Source organism: Planctellipticum variicoloris (assembly GCF_030622045.1).
Lineage (GTDB): Bacteria > Planctomycetota > Planctomycetia > Planctomycetales > Planctomycetaceae > Planctellipticum > Planctellipticum variicoloris.
In genome coordinates this window covers 6,934,397-6,953,254 of record NZ_CP130886.1, presented here as the reverse complement: position 1 = coordinate 6,953,254, position 18,858 = coordinate 6,934,397, and the positions used below count along the sequence as shown (strand labels likewise).

The following is an 18,858-nucleotide window of genomic DNA, read 5'->3' as shown; positions in this document are numbered from 1 at the left end:
GAACCCCGTATGCCCCGCCTCGAAACCTACGAACAGGTGATCGAATTCCTGTTCGGCCGCATCAACTATGAGCGGGCGACGACCGACAGCTATTCGACGGCCGACTTCAAGCTCGATCGCATGCGGCGGCTGCTGGAGCGGATTGGCTCGCCCCACGAGCGGATTCCCGCGGTCCATGTCGCCGGGACGAAGGGCAAGGGGAGCACCTGCGCCATGCTCGCCTCGGTCCTCAGCACGGCGGGACTGCGCACCGGGCTCTATATCTCGCCCCACATCACCGCCTTCGAAGAGCGCATGACGGTCGACGGCGTCCAGCCGACTCCCGAGCAGCTCGTCGAACTGGTGAACCGCATTCGACCCATCGTCGAGGAAATGGATGCCCTGCCGGGGCAGATGGAGCCGACCTATTTCGAACTCGCGACGGCCCTGGCCTGGATGACCTTCGACGACGCCCGCTGCGACGTGGTGGTCCTCGAAGTCGGACTGGGCGGCCGGCTCGACTGCACCAATCTCTGCAACCCCGCAGTCACCGTGATCACCAACGTCAGCCGGGACCACACGCAGATTCTCGGCAGCACCGTCCGTCTGATCGCCCGCGAGAAAGCCGGCATCATCAAGTCGGGCGTGCCAGTGATCACCGGAGTTTCGCACCTCGACGCCATCGACGCCGTCCGCGAAACCGCCGAACGGAATCACGCCCCCGTCTGGTGGCTGCCGCACGATGTCGAACTGCTCCGCCGCGAAACGACAACGACAGGCACCTTCGTCGATATTCGCACGCCTGAATCGACACACGCTGGACTGTCGGTGCCGCTGGTCGGCGAGCATCAGGCAACTAACGCGGCCCTCGCCGTCGCAGCGATCGATCTGCTGCGCCGGCAGGGCTGGAACATTTCCGAAGAAGCTTTGCGGGAAGGACTGGCCAAAGTGAGCTGGCCGGCCCGCGTGGAAGTCGTCAGTCGGCAGCCGACAGTCGTGATCGACGCGGCTCACAACTGGGAATCCGCCAAGGCGCTGGTCCGGGCCGTGGAATCCGAATTCCCGGCCCGCAGACGGATTCTGCTCTTCGCCGCGACGAAGGACAAAGACGTCGCTGGCGTCCTGCGCCTGGTGATCCCGGCGTTCGACACGGTGATCTTCACGCAGTATGTCGATAACCCGCGGGGCGTGCCGCCGGGCGAATTGCGTTCGCTGCTGGCCGCCATGAGCGACCGGCCGGCTCATCTCGCCGGCGATCCGCCGACCGCCTGGAAACTGGCCCGCCGGCTGGCGGAGCCCGACGATCTGATCGTCGTCACGGGTTCTTTTTTCCTGGTCGCCGAACTGCGGGACCTGATTCTGGAAGAGTGCCGGCAGACTCAACCGTCGGCTGGTCCAGGCAAAATCGAACCTGTCGAAGAGCCGCGCCAATCGGATGAAGTGGAGACCGTATGACCCAGATCGTTGATTGGATGGCGCATCGTCAACGGGTGGCACGCCCTGAGCCCTCGAAGGGCGTGGTCCGGGAGATCAACACGCCCATCGCAAAGCCTCTGGGCGTGCCACCCCTGCTCCTGGCCGTACTGTGTCTGGCTGCCCTGCTGCAGTCAGCTCCCGCCCGCGCCCAGGACGACGTCACCTACCGCAAAGCCGTCGTCGCCGCCGATCATCCCCTCGCTAGCGCCGCCGGCCTTGAGATGCTCCAGCGCGGCGGCAACGTCGTCGACGCCGCCGTCGCAACGTCGTTCGCCCTGTCGGTCCTCCGCCCGGAAAGCTCCGGCCTCGGCGGCGGCGGGTTCATGGTCATCTGGGACGCCAAGACTCAAACGGCCGTCGCCATCGACTTCCGCGAACGCGCCCCCTCCCGCTCCACCGCCGATATGTTCGACAAAGCCGCCGCTGCAAACCCCGGCCCCAATCCCAGCGAGTTCGGCGGCCTGGCGGCCGGCATCCCCCTGTTTGTTCCCGGCCTCGCCCTGGCCCTGGAGAAATACGGCACTCTCGACCTCAAGACCGTCCTGGGACCGGCGATCCGACTCGCCCGCGACGGCGCCCCTGCCGACGAGTACGACATCTCCACGCAACGCAACGTCCTCAAACGAATCGACGGCAATGCCAAACTTGCGAGTCGCTTCAAATTGCTGCGAGAGCGCTATCTCAACGACGGAAAGCCGCTGCAACCCGGCGACCTCGTCCGCTCGCCACAGTTGCCTGCCCTCGAACGCCTCGCCGCCGAAGGGCCACAATCCTTCACCCACGGACCGATCGCGCAGGCGATGCTGGAGGCCGTTAACCAGGATGGCGGCGTCTGGACAGCCGAGGATCTGCAGACGATGCAACCAACCATCCGCGAACCGCTCCAGGCGCAGTGGGACGGTTTTGATCTCGTCACAATGCCGCCTCCCTCCAGCGGCGGCATTGCCCTGATCGAGTCACTGCAGATTCTCGCTGTGTGGGAGAATCGCTCCGGGAAACGGCTGGAATCACTCGGCCACAACAGCCCGGAGTACGTCCACCTGGTCACCGAAGCCCTCAAGCACGCCTTCGCAGACCGGGCCGAATCGCTCGGCGATGCCGACTTCGTCGACGTTCCCGTCGCGAAACTCCTCTCCATGCAACGAGCCGAGCGACTGGCCGCCGGGATCGATCTCCAGCGAACCGGGCCGCCCGAAGAGTACGGTCGTTCGCTGACCGCCGACGATGGCGGCACGACCCACTTCTCTGTCATCGACGCCGCAGGGAACGCCGTCGCCTGCACGGAGACGATCAACACCGCCTATGGCTCGTGGCTCGTCGAACCGAAGTTCGGCATCGTCCTCAACAACGAAATGGACGACTTCACTGCCCATCCCGGCAAGCCCAACGCCTTCGGCCTTGTCCAAAGCGCCGCCAATGCCGTCGCCCCCGGCAAGCGGCCCCTGTCGAGCATGACCCCCACGATCCTCATCAAAGATGGCAAAGCCGAGTTCGCCGCCGGCGCCAGCGGCGGCCCCCGCATCATCACCGCCACGCTGCAGGTGCTCCTCAACCGCACCCGCTTCGACCTCTCCCCGGCGGCCGCCGTCGCCAGCCCCAGGTTCCATCACCAGTGGATGCCGGACGAACTGCTGCTGGAGCCGGCGCTGAAGGCCGCCGAAGCGGGGCTGAAAGAGCGAGGACATGCAGTGAAGCTGCGCGGCAATCTGGCAGCGAGCCAGGCGGCAGCCCGCACCCCCGAAGGCCTGACTGGCGGAAGCGATCCCCGGAAGCGTGGGCGGCCGGCGGGGGAGTGATTCCGCTCCACTGGCGCTGGCGCTCCGCCTCGCTACACTGTACTCTGCAGTCTCTTGTCTCCAGCCTTCTCCCCCCGCACGGATGCCGCGCCCATGTCGCTGCCCCTCGCCGAAAATGCCATCCACAACATCGACTGCCTCGACGCCCTCCGCTCACTCCCCGCGGGCGCCGTCGACCTGGCCTTCGCCGATCCGCCGTTCAATATCGGCTACGACTACGACATCTACGACGACGGCAAAGACCCCGAAACGTACCTCGGCTGGTGCAAGCAGTGGATCGCCGAGGTCCACCGCGTCCTCAAGTCCGACGGCGGATTCTGGCTGGCCATCGGCGACGAATACGCCGCCGAGCTGAAAGTCATCGCCCAGCGCGAAGTCGGCTTCCACTGCCGGAGCTGGGTCGTCTGGTACTACACGTTCGGCGTGAACTGCAAAACCAAGTTCACCCGCTCGCACGCCCACCTGTTCCACTTCGTCAAGGACAAGGAGAAGTTCACCTTCCGGGCCGACGCCCTCGAAAACCGCGTTCCCTCCGCCCGCGCCCTGGTCTACGGCGACCGACGGGCCAACCCGAACGGCCGGCTCCCCGACGACACCTGGGTCATCCCGCCGGCGCAGTCGGAGCACGCCGACAGCACCGCCGCCACGTGGGTCCTCCGCCCGCAGGACCTGAGCCACTGCTTCACGGCCCAGGAAGACATGTGGTACTTCCCGCGCGTGGCGGGGACGTTCAAGGAACGGGCCGGCTTCCACGGCTGCCAGATGCCCGAACAGCTCCTCGGCCGGATCATCCGCACCTGCTCGCACGAAGGAGAACTGGTCCTCGACCCGTTCAGCGGCAGCGCGACGACGCTGGCGGTCGCCAAGAAACTCGGCCGCCGCTACCTCGGCTTCGACCTCTCGCCGCAGTACATCACGCTGGGCCTGGAACGGCTGGCGGGGATTACGCCGGGCGACCCGCTGGACGGGAGCGCGGAACCAACAATGAGCGCGCCGACGACGAAGGCGGGGAGGCGGGTGGAGGACGTGCCGACACGACGAAAGCTGGTCAAGAAACGACCCGATGCGGAGAAAGCGACCGTGCGGCTGAAGGCGTTGCCGGGGTTGGAGACATAGTCCGGACTTCGGACGCTGCGTAGACTGCTTCGGACGACCCAAACTGTCCCGCGTAAGCAACGCAACCTGAAGTTGAGGACGTATCAGAACCAGTTGCCTGGAACAAGTTGATGAGCGAGTACCAGTGGATCGCGTTCCGGGCCATCGACGCGCCGGTGAGTCCCGCCAATCTGGAGTACATGCATAAACAGTCGTCTCGGGCGGAGATCACCCCGTGGTCGTTTGAGAACACGTATACCTACAGCGATTTCCGCGGTAACGTTCTCGAAATGCTTCGGCGGGGATACGACTTTCATCTGCACTACGCCGACTTCGGCATTCGCAAACTGGCGATTCGCCTGCCCTGGGGGTTGCCCGATCCTGCCGCAGCGAAGCCGTATGTGAACAAACGCGAAATCACATTTGTCAAAGACCCCGCGGGACCGGGAGGCATACTCGAGATCCAGCCGTTCTATGAGCCCGATAGTTTCGAACTCGACATGAACTGCGAAGACCTGCTGGAGGAACTGCTTCCGCTACGGGATGAACTGCAGGGCGGCGACCTGCGTCCGCTTTACTTGATGTCTCTGGCGGTGGCGTGCGACGCGGAGCACGATCCGGAGGAAGCAGTCGAAGGCCCCGTGCCGGCAGGACTGGACGAACTCACCGACGCCCAGGAGGCGCTGGCCGAATTCTACGGCTTGAGCGACTCACTGCTCAAAGCGGCTGCGGAAGGGTGCCCTCCGAAAAGTGCAATCGGAAAATTGGGGCAGTCTCATGCGGCATGGCTCGGCCAGCAGACGGATGCTGCAAAGAATGCCTGGCTGCTCAAGCTCATGTTGGACGACGGAGCCGCCGTCAGAAGTGAGCTGTTATTCAAGTATCGATCAGACCAGCCAGCCACAACATGGCCCGTCGCTGCGCTGGGTCGGACAATTGCGAAGCTGGAGGCTGTTGCCGAGTTGCACAGTCAGGCCGCCAGACGCGAGGCAGACGCCAAGGCGGCGCGTGTGCGCGCCGAGCGACTGACGGCGATCGCGAAGAATCCCGAAAAGTTTCTGCGTGAGACTGAACGACTGGTTGCGGTGCGTTCATCCCATGAATACGCAGAAGCTGCTAAGTTGTTGGCGGATCTGCGCGATGCCCTCAGTGGAACCGATCGAGAAGGTCTTGCCGAGCAACAAGCCCGCAAACTGAAGGAAATGAATCCGACGCTCCGCTTGCTCGCGGCGGCACTTCGCAAAGAGGGCTTCGCACTCAAATGAGGTCGTCGGCTTCGGCTGGCGCGACGTCTCGTTCCGTCACCGATAGTCCTCGCGCCGCCCCTCGTGCTCCTCCCCTTCAAAATACTCCGCCCCCATCTCCTCCTGCTCGGCAAGCTGCCGCGCATACGGCGCCAGGCTCGCCAGCACGACCTGCCGCAATGCGGGCGACGGGTTCCCCGCGGCCGGGCTCGAGAACAGCCCGAACACATTCCGGCCGATTTGAATCGGCGTCACCAGCATCCCCCACGGAAAGCCCCACCAGCCCAGCGCGGCGCAGTAGACCGTCGAGAACAGGTGGTTCCGCACCTTGCATGACCGACAGCAGAGGACGCCGGGACTCGACCAGCTCGTCATCAGCAGGGCCGACCAGACGCGGTGCGAGTGGTGGACGTCCACCGGTCCTTCGCCGCCGCACTGCGGACAGGCGCCGTGATGAGTCTGCAGGAGGGCCGCTTCGATCACTTCCTGCGGAATCATTTCGAGGGCTGCAGAAATACCCGCCTTCCGCTGGCAGGCCGCGTTGCAGAACCGCAGCCCGCCTTCAGTCACGCCGCCGAAGAGAATCATGGTCCCGCAACCAGCGCACGTCGCCATCGCCGCTCCTCCGGTCAGCCACCGACCCGTGGAGTCCCACTCGACCGAGGGTGTACAGATTGAGCAGCCAGCGGCCGAAATGCAACGTTTTTTCGGGCAACCCGCCAAGGTGCAGCGTTTGGGGAAAGGTCAGAACGATCCTCTCGCGATGGACTCCATCCCCAGCCAATCTACCCCAGAATCCGCTTCAGCCGCGCCTGGTGATACGCCAGGCGTTCGGCGGGGGTCATCTTCGCGAAGTCAGGCTTGGCCGGCGGCTCGGCTGGGCTCTTTGCAGGCGCGGGTTTCGCGGGAGCGGCTGCCGTTGATGATGCGGGCTTGTTGGGCTCGTCCTTGGCGATCGCGGCGGGCACGCTGACCGCGCCGGCGCCGCCGTAGCTCATCACCGCCGTCTGCAGCACCATGTCGTCCGCCAGCGACCGGTGCGGCTGCACCCCCAGCTTTTCCAGCACGCCGTGATAGGCGCGGACGGCCTCTTCCGGTTCCAGTACGCCGTCGGCGATGAGGCGGAGGAACTCGATGAAGGCAAGCTGATTCTCGGCGTTGTTGATCTTGCGGCCGAACAGCGCCGCTCGGGCGCCGTACTTCTTCGCTTCACCCAGCAGCTTGAAGGCGTCGTAAGTGGTTCCCGCAGCGCCGCCGAGAATGCCGACGACCAGGTGCGGGTCGTAGCGGACCAGCTCTTCCATCGCCTTCGGGCCGTGGTAGACGATCTTCAGAAAGACCGGCCGCCCGGCTTCGGCGACGCCGGCCAGCGTCCGCGCGATGAGGTCGTTGATGTAGCTCGGGAGGATCTCGGGCGTCACGGCCCCGGCGACGTTGGGGTCGAAGACTTCCAGGAAGTGGCGGAAGCCCTTGCGCTCGGCCTCTTCACGGAACTCCTTGTAGCGGTGCAGCGTATCGAGATCGCGGTCGATGTCGTTGACGAAGGTGACCGAGTAGAGCCCCAGGTTGGCCCCGCGGGTGCGGGCTTCGGGGGCGCAATCGAGCTGGCCGCACTGCATGTGATCGATGGCCGCCGAGCGAAACGGACGTGCCGGTTCCAGGTGGGTCCGCCCGCCGCGGGGGAGGTGGACGTCGCTGGCATCGTTGGCGCGGGCCGCGGGTGTGACGTGGGAGTTCTCGAACAGCCTCTCTTCGATGGCGAGCTGATCGCAGGTGCTGGCGGACATCAGGACGATATCGGCAAGGCCCTGGTGGATGACCTGGCGGATCTGCTCGCGGTACTCGGCGAGGGTCTTGAACCGCATCTCGCCGTCGTGCCGTTCGGGGGAGTTCCCGGGCGCGCCGACGCCGAACGCCATATCGGCGTCTTTGGCGTCTGCCAGAATGAAGTCCTTCGCGCCGGAAGGATCGGCGTGAATGGCGGAGAGTTTCTGATCGAGGGATTTTTGCGGAGGCAAAGTTCAGGCACCTGGAAAGAGGCGGGCCGAGGTCACGGGTTTGGCTGATGAATTCTTGCTCGCAGCTCGGCGAACACTGTCCGATGGTCGATGAGCGGTCCACGTTCGGCGGATTCAATCCCCTCGCGGACGGCCGCGAGAAGCTCTTCGGCCGTCGAAACCGTTGGCAAAGATCGTCGATTGGAGGTCGGCCGTTGGTCGGAATTATCCTGGTGCTGCAAGTTTGACTCACTCACTGCGCGTCTCCAGCGGGAACTACATGTCGACGAAAAAACTCCGCGGCCTCGTCCTTGGAGATCGAACTGTCGGCGACGCCCAATGTCAGATTGTAATACTCGTCCTGCGTGCAATTCAGTCGCAGGTCGTTCAAGTGCAGGAACACGACTGCTGTCGCTGCTCCAGCCCGTTTATTGCCATCGACGAACGGATGATTCTTCACCAGATGGTACAGATACGCCGCGGCCATTGCCGGGAGATCCCGGTGGAGAAACTGACCGTCGAAAGACTGCTCGGGCATCGCCCGAGCAGCTTCCAGCAGACCAGCATCGCGCAACTCCAGACCGCCCCCGTAGCGGACAATCTGATCGCGATGGATCTCCAGTATCTCCGCCAGCGTGAGGAAGTTCGGCGTCATGCCCGTCACTCCGCCAGCCGCCGCAGCGTCTCTCCAAACTGCTGATTCGTCGCCTCCAGAGCGGTCTCGAAACGCTGCCGACGCGAGGGATCTTCCTGGACGACAACCAAGGACTGCCCCACAGCGCTGGCCTGCAGCTCAGCGCCTTCGGCAAATCCCAGTTCTTCAACCAAGCGGGCGTCGAGCACGATCGACCAGGTGTCGCCTTCCCGTCGCAGCGTTGTGACCATTTGTCTCGTCCTCCATGCCTATCGTAGCGCGCACCACGACCGCCGGAAAGAGCAACGTCCCCTACAGCACCTTCTCAATCGTTTCACGCAGCACCTGCCCGGACTTCTGCAGGGCGATCTTCTCCTTGGGCCACAGATCGATTTCGATCGTTCCGAGCACTCCGGCCCGGCCGACGACCGTCGGCACGCTGATCGCCACGTCGCGCAGGCCGTAGGCGCCGGTCTGCAGCGACGAGACCGGCAGGATGCGGCGCTGGTCGAGGGCAATGGCGTGGACCACGTCGGCGATGGAGACGCCGACCGCGAAACCCGCGCCCCCCTTCTTCTTAATCACTTCCGCGCCGCTGCCGCGGGTCTTCTTCTCGACCTCGGCGACGAGCTGCGTGTTCACGCCGGGGAACTTGTCGAGGGGCAGGCCGGCGATCTGGGCGTTGGACCAGATGGGGACCATGCTGTCGCCGTGCTCACCCAGGATCGTGACCTGGACCTGCGTGGGCGGGACGTCGAGCCGCTGGGCCAGCATGCTGCGGAGCCGGGTCGTATCGAGGACGGTGCCGAGGCCGATGACCTGGGCCGGGGGCAGACCGAGTTCCTTGATCGCCAGGTAAGTCAGCACGTCGACCGGGTTCGACACGACGAAGACGATCAGGTCCTTGCGGTACCCGTGTTTCTTGATGTCCGCCAGGATGCCGCGGAACAGCGTCACGTTGCGATTGATGAGATCCAGCCGGCTTTCGTCGGGCTTGCGACGGAGTCCGGCGGTGATGACCACCACGTCGGCGTCCTTCACTCCCTCGGTGCCCGTCGCGGTGATTTTCTGGTCGGACAGAATGCTCGCGCCGTGGAGCAGGTCGAGCGCCTGACCTTCGCAGAGATCCTGGTTCACGTCGACCAGGTTGATTTCGCGCACGATCTTCCCGGCCTGCAGTGCAAAGCCCGCGCAGGAACCGACCAGACCGCCGCCGCCGATGATGCTGACTTTCATGGAGATATCCAGAGTCGTGAGAGTTTCAAAAGTTCTGCGGCCCTGTCCGCAACTGCGGCGGGCTCGGCAACGGTGTCTATTTCGCCAGCGAAGCCACCACCTGCTCGGTGATCAGCCGGACCAGCGTTTCCATGTCCGGCTCGGCGGCGGCCTTCGGAGCCGCCGACGACTTCTGGCGTTCCAGATAACCGGGATAGGAAGGAGCGGGCTCGAAGGCCTGCGGCTGAGGCTGCCCCTCTTTGTAGCCGTCGCGGAAAGCGCTGTTGCCGCACAGATCGCAGTCTTCGACGTGGAAGCGGGGATCGTCGAAGCCCAGCTTCTTCTTGAGGTCCAGCAGTTCGACCGACTTCTGCTCGTTGAGGTACTCGACCCGGCCGAGCTGCTTGGCCAGCAGCAGAATCCGGCAGTAGGCGTCGAGGATCTCCGTCTTCCAGTAAGCCTCTTCGAGGTTCGCTCCGAAGCTGACCGTCCCGTGGTTGGTCAGGATGATCGTGTTGGTGCCCTTGAGGAACGGCACCACCGTGTTCGCGAACGGATGCCCGCCCGGCGTCTCGTACGGAGCGATCGGAACTTCGCCCATGAAGACTTCGATCTCCGGCAGAATACATTGCGGGATCGGTTCGCGGGCGACGGCGAAGGCCGTGGCGTGGGGCGGATGGCAGTGGACGACCGCCTTCACATCCGGACGGTTCTTCATGATCGCCAGGTGCAGCAGGACTTCGCTGGTCCGCTTCCGCTTACCGGCGATCTGGCCCCCTTCCATATCGACCGCACAGATGTCGTCCGGGGTCATGAACCCCTTGCAGATCATCGTCGGAGAGCAGAGGACTTCGTTCTCGCCGACGCGGATCGAGATGTTCCCGTCGTTAGCGGCAGCGAAGCCCTTGTTGTAGACCCGCCGGCCGATCTCGCAGATCAGTTCTTTCAGCTTGCGGTCATTGATGCCGGAGTTCCATTGCGCTGACATGACTCAATCCTCTCGCGAAATCCCCGGCCGCAGCCGGGAGGTGAAAGCGTTATTCGACTTCGATCGTGTCCAGAATGCAGGCGTTATAAGCGTCGAGCGGTTTGTGGTTTGGAGCGAATGGATTGGCGGCCTCGCCTCCCTCGCTGAAGCCGATCCGGGCGCCAAGACCGGCGCCGAGCTCGTCGTAGACCACCAGCGGCTCTTCCCGACCCAGCGGATCTCCCTTCAGTCCGGCAACCGTGAGCGGCGCGACGACCAGCCAAGTCCCCCCCGAGACGCTCGGGTGGCACTTCGCCAGAATCACCTTGCCGATCACTTCGCCGACCCGCATGGGGGCCTCCACTGTCGTCCGATCCGTATCGGAGTTACTTGTCCCAGCCAGAGGGAATCGTCGGCGACGACTCCCCGATATCCTTCAGCAGATTCCTCAGTTCCATGAATGCCAGACCCGACGGCCTGACGCAGACGATGTTGGGGCTCAATTGACTGCGGATCGAGGTCCACGAACTTCGACCGGCGACCGCCGTCGCGCGGATCGCCCCATTGCGATTGGCCCGGCAGGCGGCGACCTCGGGGGCCTCGGTGATGATCACCGCCCCCTGGACCTCCGCCTTGGCGACGAGCCCCACGGCCTGCTCGACGGCCTCGCCGACAGTCCCGGAGAGCTCGGCCCGCCACCCGGCCGACTGCTTGAGCAGCCAGTCTTTCACCCCGGAGACGACCGGCGTGACCGACTGCAGGATCAGGCACCAGCGGGCGGAACCGGGAGTCTCGATTGCCGACGCCGCACAGGACCGGCCGCGCGACCAGGTGATCCGTTTGGCCTTCAGCCAGTCAGTGGCCGCAGGCGTCAGAATGCTCTTCTCGCCAATGCGAATTTCCCGGACCCCCGCCACCTGCTTCGCGAGCAGATCGGCGGTAATCACCGCCGCGCTCACTTCGACGGGAGTTGCAACCGCAGGGGCCGCGGCCTGAGCAACATGTCCTGCAGGCGCGAGTGTGGCGACTTCAGGCGCAGAAGGGATCGCGGGCGCAGGCTGCAATTGAGCCAGCACGCTGTTCACGATCTCATCAATCAAACCTGCGTTCATCGCCTGCAATCTCGCGCCGGTGGAACCGGCGTTTCGTAGGGCCGGTTCTACCGGCCATCCTGTTTGTGCTGTCGTGGCGGCCGGCACAGCCGACCCCGCTTCAATCCACAATTCCCATCACGTGCCAGCGGGCCGGCGTCGTCTCCGCCCCGACCATTTCCTTCGCCGCTCGACCATCCGAACAAATGATGACCCTGTCGCCCCGTCCCCCGCCCAACCGATCGATCACCAGTTGTGGCGGCCCATCCGCTTTGTCCTCCGGCCCCAGCGGCTGGACGAGCAATAACCGCCACCCGTGAAGCGTGGAATGCTTCACGGTCGAAGTCGCTCGGCCGATGACGGTGGCAAATTGCATAGGAGTTGAGAGTTGAGAGTCGAGAGTTGAGAGGAAGAGTCAACCTTGGCTCTTCAAACTGGCTCCCAAGCCGCTCAGCATTCGCGCCAGCTCATCAGCCAGCACGTAAATTCGTTCGTGATCGCTCTCTGTCAGGAATCCTCTTCGTTTCGCAATTTGAATCTGTGAGACAGTTTCGAGCAGCGAGCCATATGCGATTTCAATGAAACGACGAAAGTCGGTTCGAGATGACCTGCTTGAGCCCTCCGCAATGTTTGACGATATCGACACGGATGCTCTGCGCAACTGATTGGTCAGTCCGAAGCGTTCATCGCGAGGAAAGTGCGATGTTGCTTCGTAGATCAATTCCGCGTATTCGATCGCCTTCTGCCAGACCGTCAGCTTCTCAAAGTTGAACCCGGTCATCGGGGGGCTCCTTTGCAGAATCTGACTCTCAACTCTCATCTCTCCGCTCTCAACTAAATCACTCTCAAATCATCCGCCATCACGCACCGTCGCACCCGCGTGAACGTCAGTGGATTCGTCACCCCTTCGCCCGTTGGCGTGGCGATGCTGAAACTCAGGTAGCCCTCGCCCCGCAGGCCCAGACCCGCGCCGCAGGGGCCGTTCTTGATGAACAGCGTCGTATCCATCGCCCGGCCCATCTTGGTCATGGTCCGCACGTTGCGCGAGTGGATCAGGCTGGTGTGGCGGAAGCCGTGTTCGTGTTCCAGAGCCATGTCGATCGCATGATTGACGTTCTTCGCCCGCACGAACGGGACGAACGGCATCATCTGCTCTTCAGGGACAAACGGATTGGATTCGTCGGTCTCGCCGTAGAGCAGTTCGGTCCCGGCGGGGACGCGCACGCCGATCAACTCGGCCAGCACGGCGGCGTCTTTGCCGACCAGTTCCTTATTAACGTGATAATGATCCTTGGCGTCCTTGGGAGGCGTGAAGGCGATCTTCGTCAGGGCGGCGATCTCGGTGTCGCTCAGGCGATAAGCCTTGTGCTTCTCCATCGTGTCGAGCAGTTCGTCGAAGATGCTCTCGACGGCGAACACTTCCTTCTCGCCGATACACAGCAGGTTGTTGTCGTACGCGGCCCCCGTCACGATCGATCGGGCCGCAGTCTCCAGGCAGGCGGTTTCGTCAACGACGACTGGCGGATTGCCGGGACCGCCGACGACGGCCTTCTTGCTGCTGGCCATCGCGGCCCGGGCCACCGCCGGGCCGCCGGTGACGCAGACGAGACGCACGCCCCGGTGACCGAAGATCGCGGCGGCCGTTTCGAGCGTCGGCGTCTGGATGATCGTAATCAGGTTCTCGAGGCCGGTCGCCTTGTAGATCGCCTGGTTGAACCGCCGGACACCCTCGCAGGCGATCCGCGCCCCGCTCGGGTGCGGATTGACGACGATCGTGTTCCCGCCGGCGATCATGTTGATCGCGTTGCAGGCCAGCGTCGGCAGCGAATGAGTGACGGGCGTAATCGCCGCGATCACGCCAAACGGAGCGTATTCCACGATCGTCAGGCCGTGGTCGCCGCTGTAAGCCTCGGTGCGGAGGAATTCGACGCCGGGCACAAGTTTGATAATCTTCAGCTTCTCGATCTTGTGATCGAGCCGGCCGATCTTCGTTTCTTCCAGTTCGGCCCGCCCGAGTTCTTCGGCCTGCGTGTCGCAGAGCTGCTTGATGCATTCGATCGCTTTGACGCGATGCGCGACCGGCGAATCGCTCAGCTTGCGGAACCCTTCGGTCGCGGCGGCGACGGCTTCGTCGACGGATTGGAAGACGCCCCAGTCGCCCGACTTGTGCGACTTGCCGGCCGGATAGCTCTTGCCGAGCTGCGCCAAAACTTCCTGCACGACCTGACGAATCGTCTGCTCATTGGGAGTTGCGGTTGCCATCTCGATCTCTCACAAGTCCGCTCGGGCCGGACGTTCTGAAATTGGAAGTATGTCCCGCGGCCGTTGCCGCCTGTCTGAAACTGCTCTGCTATTCCTGACTCCGGCGAGTCTGATCAACCCACTGTTCGAATTGCCCCTGCGACGGAAACGTGGCCGCCATCACGACCAGCATTGCTCCCGCCGCGCAGAGGCTGATCCAATTGTGTTCGATCAGATAGCTGACCAGCCCGAAAAACGCAGCTCCTTCGAGCATTGCATTCCCGATGATGGTCTTTGTCTGGTAGACCGGAGCCAGCGACTCGCGGAGGTCGCCACCGCTGGCGAGCGCCTGTTTGGTTGCGACGGAGGCAATGACGCCGGGCACAACCGCTCGCGTGCCAAGCATCACGGCCGCCATGCCGGCAGCCATCCACGTCAGAATCGGCTGTTCGGGCGGTTTCGCCCCTCCCGCCGCGCCGGGGTTGATAACGACCAGAACCACCACGCCGAACATCACGACGCCCATCATGAGCGCGCCGACGATGATCTGCGACATCCGGCCGACCTGATCTGCACCCACCTGCGGCTGAGCCGTCACGACGCACCTCCGCCACTGGTCGCGTGCTTGGCGTCGAAGATGCCCAGGGCGCCGACCTGGACGAGATCGACGATCCCGATGATTGCGCAGTCGATCGGCAGCGGCTTCGTCTGAGGCGTGAAGCGGGCGCTGGACCCCTGAACGATCAGCACGACCTCGCCCTCGCCGGCGCCGACCGTGTCGACGCAGACAAACGTTCTCCCGGTCCCTGTGAGCGACTTCCTGTCCTGCTCGTTCACGCGCAGCGGCTCCACGATGAGCAGCTTCTGCCCAATCATGGAGTCGACCTTCTGAGTCGACACAACGCTGCCGGTGACGCGGGCTAAGAACATGGGGCACAAAGCTCCAAATCACAAACACCAAATCTCAAAACAAGCGCCCGAAATCATTCCTGGTTCTGATTGCGGTTTAACATAGCCGAGAGTATCCGTAACAGCTCCGTTGATTCCTGGATCAGCTGCAGGCGCTCCCGATCGACATCGGGATCCGAACCTGTATCGATCAATTTCAGCCAATATCGGCTCTCTTTGGCTTCTTTGCGAGCAATCCGAAGACGGTGACGAAAGTCCTTTGCTCCGAGTGATTCATTTGCTTCGATGTAGTTCGCTCCGACTGATCCCGAAGCCCTGACGAGTTGTTTTGCATCTTCAAAGTTTGCGATTGTGCGTGGCAATCGCTTCAGGAACTTCCGGATCCACTGTGCATACTGCAGCGACCGTTCTTCGAAGTCGAAGGGCTTTGCTGGAGGTTCCGACATGATCGTCGCCCCACACACCAGAATTCCGAAGAACGAACCGCCTGACGTTGATCTTAGTTGGAACTTGGTGTTTGGCCTTTGGAGCTTTAGCTCTGACGGAGCGCTTCCGCCGTTTGCCGCGCCACCACAATCTCTTCATTCGTCGGCACAGTCCAGATCTGCACCGCGCTGTCGGCGGCCGAGAGCTTCACTTCTCCCTTGACCGTTGCGTTCAACGTTGGATCGAGCTTGATTCCCGCCCATTCCAGGCCCGACAGCGAGTCCTGTCGGACGCGGATGCTGTTCTCGCCGATGCCTCCGGTGAAAACGATGACGTCCGCTCCGCCGAGCACGGCCAGATAGGCGCCGAGATACTGCTTGATCGATTGCGTAAAGACCTTGAGCGCCAGGTCCGCCCGCGCGTTGCCGGTTGCGGCCGCCTGCTCCAGATCCCGCACGTCGCCGCTCAGGCCGCTGATTCCCAGCAGTCCGCTCCGGTTGGCCAGGTCGACCAGCAGTTCCGGCAGGGATTTCCCGGTGGCCCGCATCAGCACCGGGAGCGCGAACGGATCGAAGTCACCCACGCGGTTGTTGTGCGGCAGGCCGGTCTGGGGACTCATCCCCAGCGTGTTGGCCTGCGACACGCCCCCCTTCAGAGCGCACAGCGAATTACTGCCCCCCAGATGGCATGAGATTACGCGCAGATCATCGCGCCCGAGCAGCGTCGCAATCCGCTGGCCGATGTAGCGATGGCTGGCGCCGTGGAACCCCCAGCGCTGGATTCCGTACTCCTCCTGCCACTGCCAGGGAATGGCATACGCCCGGTTCTCTGCGGGAATCGTTTCGTGAAAGGCGGTCTCCAGCGCCGCCACGAGAGGAATCTGCGGAAACGCCTGCCGCAACTGCCGCATCGCTTTCGCGTACGGCGGATTGTGGGCCGGTGCGATGTCCGACAGGTTCTCCATCGCGGTCAGCAGTTCATCGTCGACGATGCGGATGCCGCTCAGCTTGCCCGCAAAGACAGCCTTGAAGCCGATCCCCTGCACCTCGTCCACGGACTTGAGGCAGCCCCATTCGGGATGCATCAGGTGTTCGAGGCAGAGGCGAACCGCCGCCGCATGATCCGGCACATTGCGGGTATCTTCAGCCCGATGACCGCCGATCTCCACGAAGCACTGACTCTGCGGTTGTCCGATCCGGTCGATGCCGCCCCGCGCCAGTTGCCGCTCGTCCGACAGGTCGAACAGACGGTACTTGAAGCTGGTCGAACCCAGATTCGCAACGAGAACTTTCATAGGCGCAGCTTTCCGCGTTCCGTGCCTGACGACTGCGGGACCGTTCAGACGAAATGATCGAGCAGGCTCTTGTCCGGGCGAGCGATGATGTGCGAGCTGACGAGCTCGCCAATCTGGCTGGCCGCCGCGGAGCCGGCGTCGACCGCAGCGCGGACCGAGCCGACGTCGCCGCGAACGATCGTGGTAATATAGGCGCCGCCGATCTGGACCTGCTTGACCAGAGTGACGTTGGCCGCTTTCAGCATGGCGTCCGCGGCTTCGATCTGGGCGACCAGACCGCGGGTTTCGATGAGACCGATCGCTTCACCGCTCATTGCGTGGCTTTCAGGAGAGGCCGGTGCTTCCGGCTTGGGTTGTCGTTTGGGCATGATGCTTTACCTGGGCGCAACCGGCTGCAAGCCGGTCAACCGGAACGGTTTCAGGCGGCGGAGCCGCTGCCCCCCTTGGCCTTCGGCAGGACAGACGAAAGCTCTTCGTGCGGGCGGGGAATCACCTGCACGCTGACGACTTCGCCGATCTTGCTGGCGGCGCCGGCGCCGGCGTCGATCGCAGCCTTCACCGCGGCGACGTCGCCGCGGACGAACGCCGTGACGATCCCGCTGCCCACTTTTTCCCAGCCGATAAACTGGACGTTGGCAGCCTTCAACATGGCGTCCACGCCTTCAATCAGGCAGACCAGTCCCTTGGTCTCCAGCATTCCGAGAGCTTCCATCGCGTTAGCCATTGAGTGAGACTTTCAGTCTAGAGTCGAGTGACCAGTGTCGAGTGCCAGAGAAGAAACGCCTTCGCCTGAATGACCACTCGACGGAATTTGTCGCTTTCCTGTGACATCACCACGAAGTGGTGCTGCATCCGCGGTCGAATTGATGCTCAATGAGGGACTTTACAGGCACAGGGTTCCTGCTTGATGAGTTCCACGCTGGAGGCATGCTCAAGATCGACGGCGTTTCCCTCGTCCGTGTCGAGATGGACTTCCAGCTTCACCTTCGGATCAGCCCGCACCACGACGTCTTCCAACGTCGTCGTGCAGAACTGGCTGACCACCCGCAGATTCAGCTTGTCGCCGTTCTTCACGCCGTAGTATTCGAGATCGGACGGCCCCATGTGAACGTGCCGCATGGCGCGAATCACGCCGGCTTTGAGCTCGACCACACCCTTCGGCCCCATCAGCACGCAGCCCGGCGTCTCGCGATGGTCGCCGCTGATCCGTACCGGCAGATCAATCCCCAGCGAAATTCCATCCGTGAAGGCCAGCTCCACCTGCGAGGCGTCGCGGCACGGGCCGAGGACGCGAACATCCGGCAGCACGCGTCGACGAGGCCCCAGAACCGCCACGGTCTGCTTGGCGGCATAGTAGCCGTCCTGGTAGAGCCACTTCGTCGGTTCGAGCTCCGAACCCTTGCCGAACAGGATCTCCACGTGTTCCTGAGTCAGATGGACGTGCCGGGCCGAAATGTTGACCACCAGCGGATTGCGGGCCGCCGGGGCAGGAGCCACGCCGCCCCCCATCTGCTTCTGCAGAACCGTGCGGACGATCCGCTCGATGTCTTGCCGACTGTAGTTGCCCAGCACTTGCGTCATTGCGACTTTCCCGACAGTCATCGGCCCCGGCGACTTAGCGCTGGGAGACCGGGTGTGTTTCCTGGCTGGCTCGCTCTTCGACCAGATCCATCTGCACGCCGGCGTCCCGCACGACCGTGCGCCAGGACTCCGGCAGCTCGTCATCCACAATCAGACGGGTCGCAGCCGACAACGGGCAGAGATGCACGAGCGCCGAGCGCCCGAACTTGCTGCTGTCCGCCACCACCCACACTTCGTCCGCCGCCTCCAGCATCTGCCGCTCGCATTCGACGAGCAGCGTGTTGCTGTTGAACAGCCCTCGTTCCGTAATCCCCCCCGCGCTGAGGATCAGCCGGGAGACATGCAGTCCCTGCAGCGCTGCCGCAGCCAGCGGCCCCAGCGCCACGCCCGTCCGGGGATACAGGTACCCCCCGATCAGGATCAATTCGATGTTCGGTTGATTGACCAGCAGATTCGCGATGGGGAGCGAGTTCGTCACCACCTGCAGCGACTTGCCATTCAGGCAGCGAGCCACCTCCAGGGTCGTGGTTCCGCCGTCGAGCAAAATCGTCTGCCCGGACTCGATCAGCCCCGCCGTGTACCTCCCGATTCTCTGTTTCTCAGTCAGCGCCCGCTCGTGTCGTTCTTCGAACGGCATCAGCGACTCGCCCGTATAGGCCGCCCCACCCCGCGTGCGACGAACCTGCCCGATTCCGTCAAGATACTCCAAATCCCTTCGCACCGTCGACTCACTGGCCCCGAGTCGTTCGACCAGCTCGTGAAGAGACACAAACCCTTTGTTTTCAATGACCTGCAAGATTTCCGTGCGTCGTTGATCCAGCAACATCGGCGGAAACCATTTCCTGCTTGACCTGGAGCGAGATCCGGAAACTTACTGCACTCTCTTCAGATTACCATATCAAAGCTGAATATC

Annotated in this window: 23 protein-coding genes; 4 read left to right on the top strand and 19 right to left on the bottom strand. The window is 63.3% G+C overall.

Features of this window, described 5'->3' with window-relative positions; all coding sequences use genetic code 11:
- Window positions 1-9: 9 nt before the first annotated feature.
- The 4 genes from SH412_RS27200 (at window position 10) to SH412_RS27185 (ending at window position 5,611) form a co-directional block, all read left to right on the top strand.
- Window positions 10-1,434, top strand: coding sequence for a bifunctional folylpolyglutamate synthase/dihydrofolate synthase (locus tag SH412_RS27200; protein WP_336521185.1), 1,425 nt, complete (start codon window positions 10-12; stop codon window positions 1,432-1,434).
- Complete coding sequence (gene ggt, locus SH412_RS27195; RefSeq protein WP_336521184.1) at window positions 1,431-3,251, top strand: gamma-glutamyltransferase; 1,821 nt, start codon at window positions 1,431-1,433, stop codon at window positions 3,249-3,251. The genes SH412_RS27200 and ggt overlap by 4 nt, the downstream gene beginning before the upstream one ends.
- A gap of 93 nt (window positions 3,252-3,344) precedes the next feature.
- Complete coding sequence (locus SH412_RS27190) at window positions 3,345-4,367, top strand: DNA-methyltransferase (protein ID WP_336521183.1); 1,023 nt, start codon at window positions 3,345-3,347, stop codon at window positions 4,365-4,367.
- Window positions 4,368-4,747: 380 nt separating this feature from the next.
- Window positions 4,748-5,611, top strand: coding sequence for a hypothetical protein (locus SH412_RS27185; protein WP_336521182.1), 864 nt, complete (start codon window positions 4,748-4,750; stop codon window positions 5,609-5,611).
- Between the two features lie 36 nt (window positions 5,612-5,647).
- Here the strand turns inward: SH412_RS27185 and SH412_RS27180 are convergent, their stop codons facing one another.
- The 19 genes from SH412_RS27180 to SH412_RS27090 all read right to left on the bottom strand — a co-directional run bounded on the left by SH412_RS27180 (window position 5,648) and on the right by SH412_RS27090 (window position 18,771).
- Entirely contained in the window at window positions 5,648-6,205 is a 558-nt protein-coding gene (locus tag SH412_RS27180; RefSeq protein WP_336521181.1) for a hypothetical protein, read from the bottom strand.
- A 170-nt stretch (window positions 6,206-6,375) separates the two neighbouring features.
- Window positions 6,376-7,608: a hypothetical protein gene (locus tag SH412_RS27175; protein WP_336521180.1), complete on the bottom strand. Its 1,233-nt coding sequence runs from the start codon at window positions 7,606-7,608 to the stop codon at window positions 6,376-6,378.
- A gap of 232 nt (window positions 7,609-7,840) precedes the next feature.
- A complete protein-coding gene (locus SH412_RS27170; RefSeq protein ID WP_336521179.1) occupies window positions 7,841-8,242 on the bottom strand; it encodes a type II toxin-antitoxin system death-on-curing family toxin in 402 nt (133 codons plus the stop codon).
- A 5-nt stretch (window positions 8,243-8,247) separates the two neighbouring features.
- Window positions 8,248-8,472, bottom strand: a complete 225-nt coding sequence (locus SH412_RS27165; protein WP_336521178.1) for a hypothetical protein — start codon at window positions 8,470-8,472, stop codon at window positions 8,248-8,250.
- A gap of 61 nt (window positions 8,473-8,533) precedes the next feature.
- The gene (locus SH412_RS27160) at window positions 8,534-9,457 is read right to left on the bottom strand and encodes a malate dehydrogenase (RefSeq protein WP_336521177.1); all 924 of its coding nucleotides are present in this window, start codon (window positions 9,455-9,457) and stop codon (window positions 8,534-8,536) included.
- A 76-nt stretch (window positions 9,458-9,533) separates the two neighbouring features.
- Window positions 9,534-10,424 (bottom strand): class II aldolase/adducin family protein, encoded by an 891-nt coding sequence (locus SH412_RS27155; RefSeq protein WP_336521176.1) that lies wholly within the window; start codon window positions 10,422-10,424, stop codon window positions 9,534-9,536.
- Between the two features lie 49 nt (window positions 10,425-10,473).
- The gene (locus SH412_RS27150) at window positions 10,474-10,755 is read right to left on the bottom strand and encodes a EutN/CcmL family microcompartment protein (RefSeq protein WP_336521175.1); all 282 of its coding nucleotides are present in this window, start codon (window positions 10,753-10,755) and stop codon (window positions 10,474-10,476) included.
- Window positions 10,756-10,789: 34 nt separating this feature from the next.
- Window positions 10,790-11,515, bottom strand: coding sequence for a hypothetical protein (locus SH412_RS27145; protein ID WP_336521174.1), 726 nt, complete (start codon window positions 11,513-11,515; stop codon window positions 10,790-10,792).
- A 100-nt stretch (window positions 11,516-11,615) separates the two neighbouring features.
- Window positions 11,616-11,870: a EutN/CcmL family microcompartment protein gene (locus SH412_RS27140; RefSeq protein ID WP_336521173.1), complete on the bottom strand. Its 255-nt coding sequence runs from the start codon at window positions 11,868-11,870 to the stop codon at window positions 11,616-11,618.
- Window positions 11,871-11,909: 39 nt separating this feature from the next.
- Entirely contained in the window at window positions 11,910-12,275 is a 366-nt protein-coding gene (locus SH412_RS27135) for a four helix bundle protein (protein ID WP_336521172.1), read from the bottom strand.
- A 53-nt stretch (window positions 12,276-12,328) separates the two neighbouring features.
- Window positions 12,329-13,756, bottom strand: coding sequence for an aldehyde dehydrogenase family protein (locus tag SH412_RS27130; RefSeq protein WP_336521171.1), 1,428 nt, complete (start codon window positions 13,754-13,756; stop codon window positions 12,329-12,331).
- Window positions 13,757-13,844: 88 nt separating this feature from the next.
- Entirely contained in the window at window positions 13,845-14,333 is a 489-nt protein-coding gene (locus tag SH412_RS27125; protein ID WP_336521170.1) for a hypothetical protein, read from the bottom strand.
- On the bottom strand, window positions 14,330-14,665 hold the full coding sequence (locus SH412_RS27120; protein ID WP_336521169.1) for a EutN/CcmL family microcompartment protein: 336 nt from the start codon (window positions 14,663-14,665) through the stop codon (window positions 14,330-14,332). The genes SH412_RS27125 and SH412_RS27120 overlap by 4 nt, the downstream gene beginning before the upstream one ends.
- A 53-nt stretch (window positions 14,666-14,718) precedes the next feature.
- Window positions 14,719-15,090, bottom strand: a complete 372-nt coding sequence (locus tag SH412_RS27115; protein ID WP_336521168.1) for a four helix bundle protein — start codon at window positions 15,088-15,090, stop codon at window positions 14,719-14,721.
- 86 nt (window positions 15,091-15,176) lie between these two features.
- The gene (locus SH412_RS27110; RefSeq protein WP_336521167.1) at window positions 15,177-16,364 is read right to left on the bottom strand and encodes an acetate/propionate family kinase; all 1,188 of its coding nucleotides are present in this window, start codon (window positions 16,362-16,364) and stop codon (window positions 15,177-15,179) included.
- Window positions 16,365-16,408: 44 nt separating this feature from the next.
- Window positions 16,409-16,678 (bottom strand): BMC domain-containing protein, encoded by a 270-nt coding sequence (locus SH412_RS27105; RefSeq protein WP_336521166.1) that lies wholly within the window; start codon window positions 16,676-16,678, stop codon window positions 16,409-16,411.
- A 104-nt stretch (window positions 16,679-16,782) separates the two neighbouring features.
- Window positions 16,783-17,088: a BMC domain-containing protein gene (locus SH412_RS27100; protein ID WP_336521165.1), complete on the bottom strand. Its 306-nt coding sequence runs from the start codon at window positions 17,086-17,088 to the stop codon at window positions 16,783-16,785.
- Window positions 17,089-17,234: 146 nt separating this feature from the next.
- Window positions 17,235-17,945: a phosphate propanoyltransferase gene (gene pduL / locus SH412_RS27095; protein WP_336521164.1), complete on the bottom strand. Its 711-nt coding sequence runs from the start codon at window positions 17,943-17,945 to the stop codon at window positions 17,235-17,237.
- A gap of 34 nt (window positions 17,946-17,979) precedes the next feature.
- Entirely contained in the window at window positions 17,980-18,771 is a 792-nt protein-coding gene (locus SH412_RS27090; RefSeq protein WP_336521163.1) for a DeoR/GlpR family DNA-binding transcription regulator, read from the bottom strand.
- Window positions 18,772-18,858 lie beyond the last annotated feature (87 nt).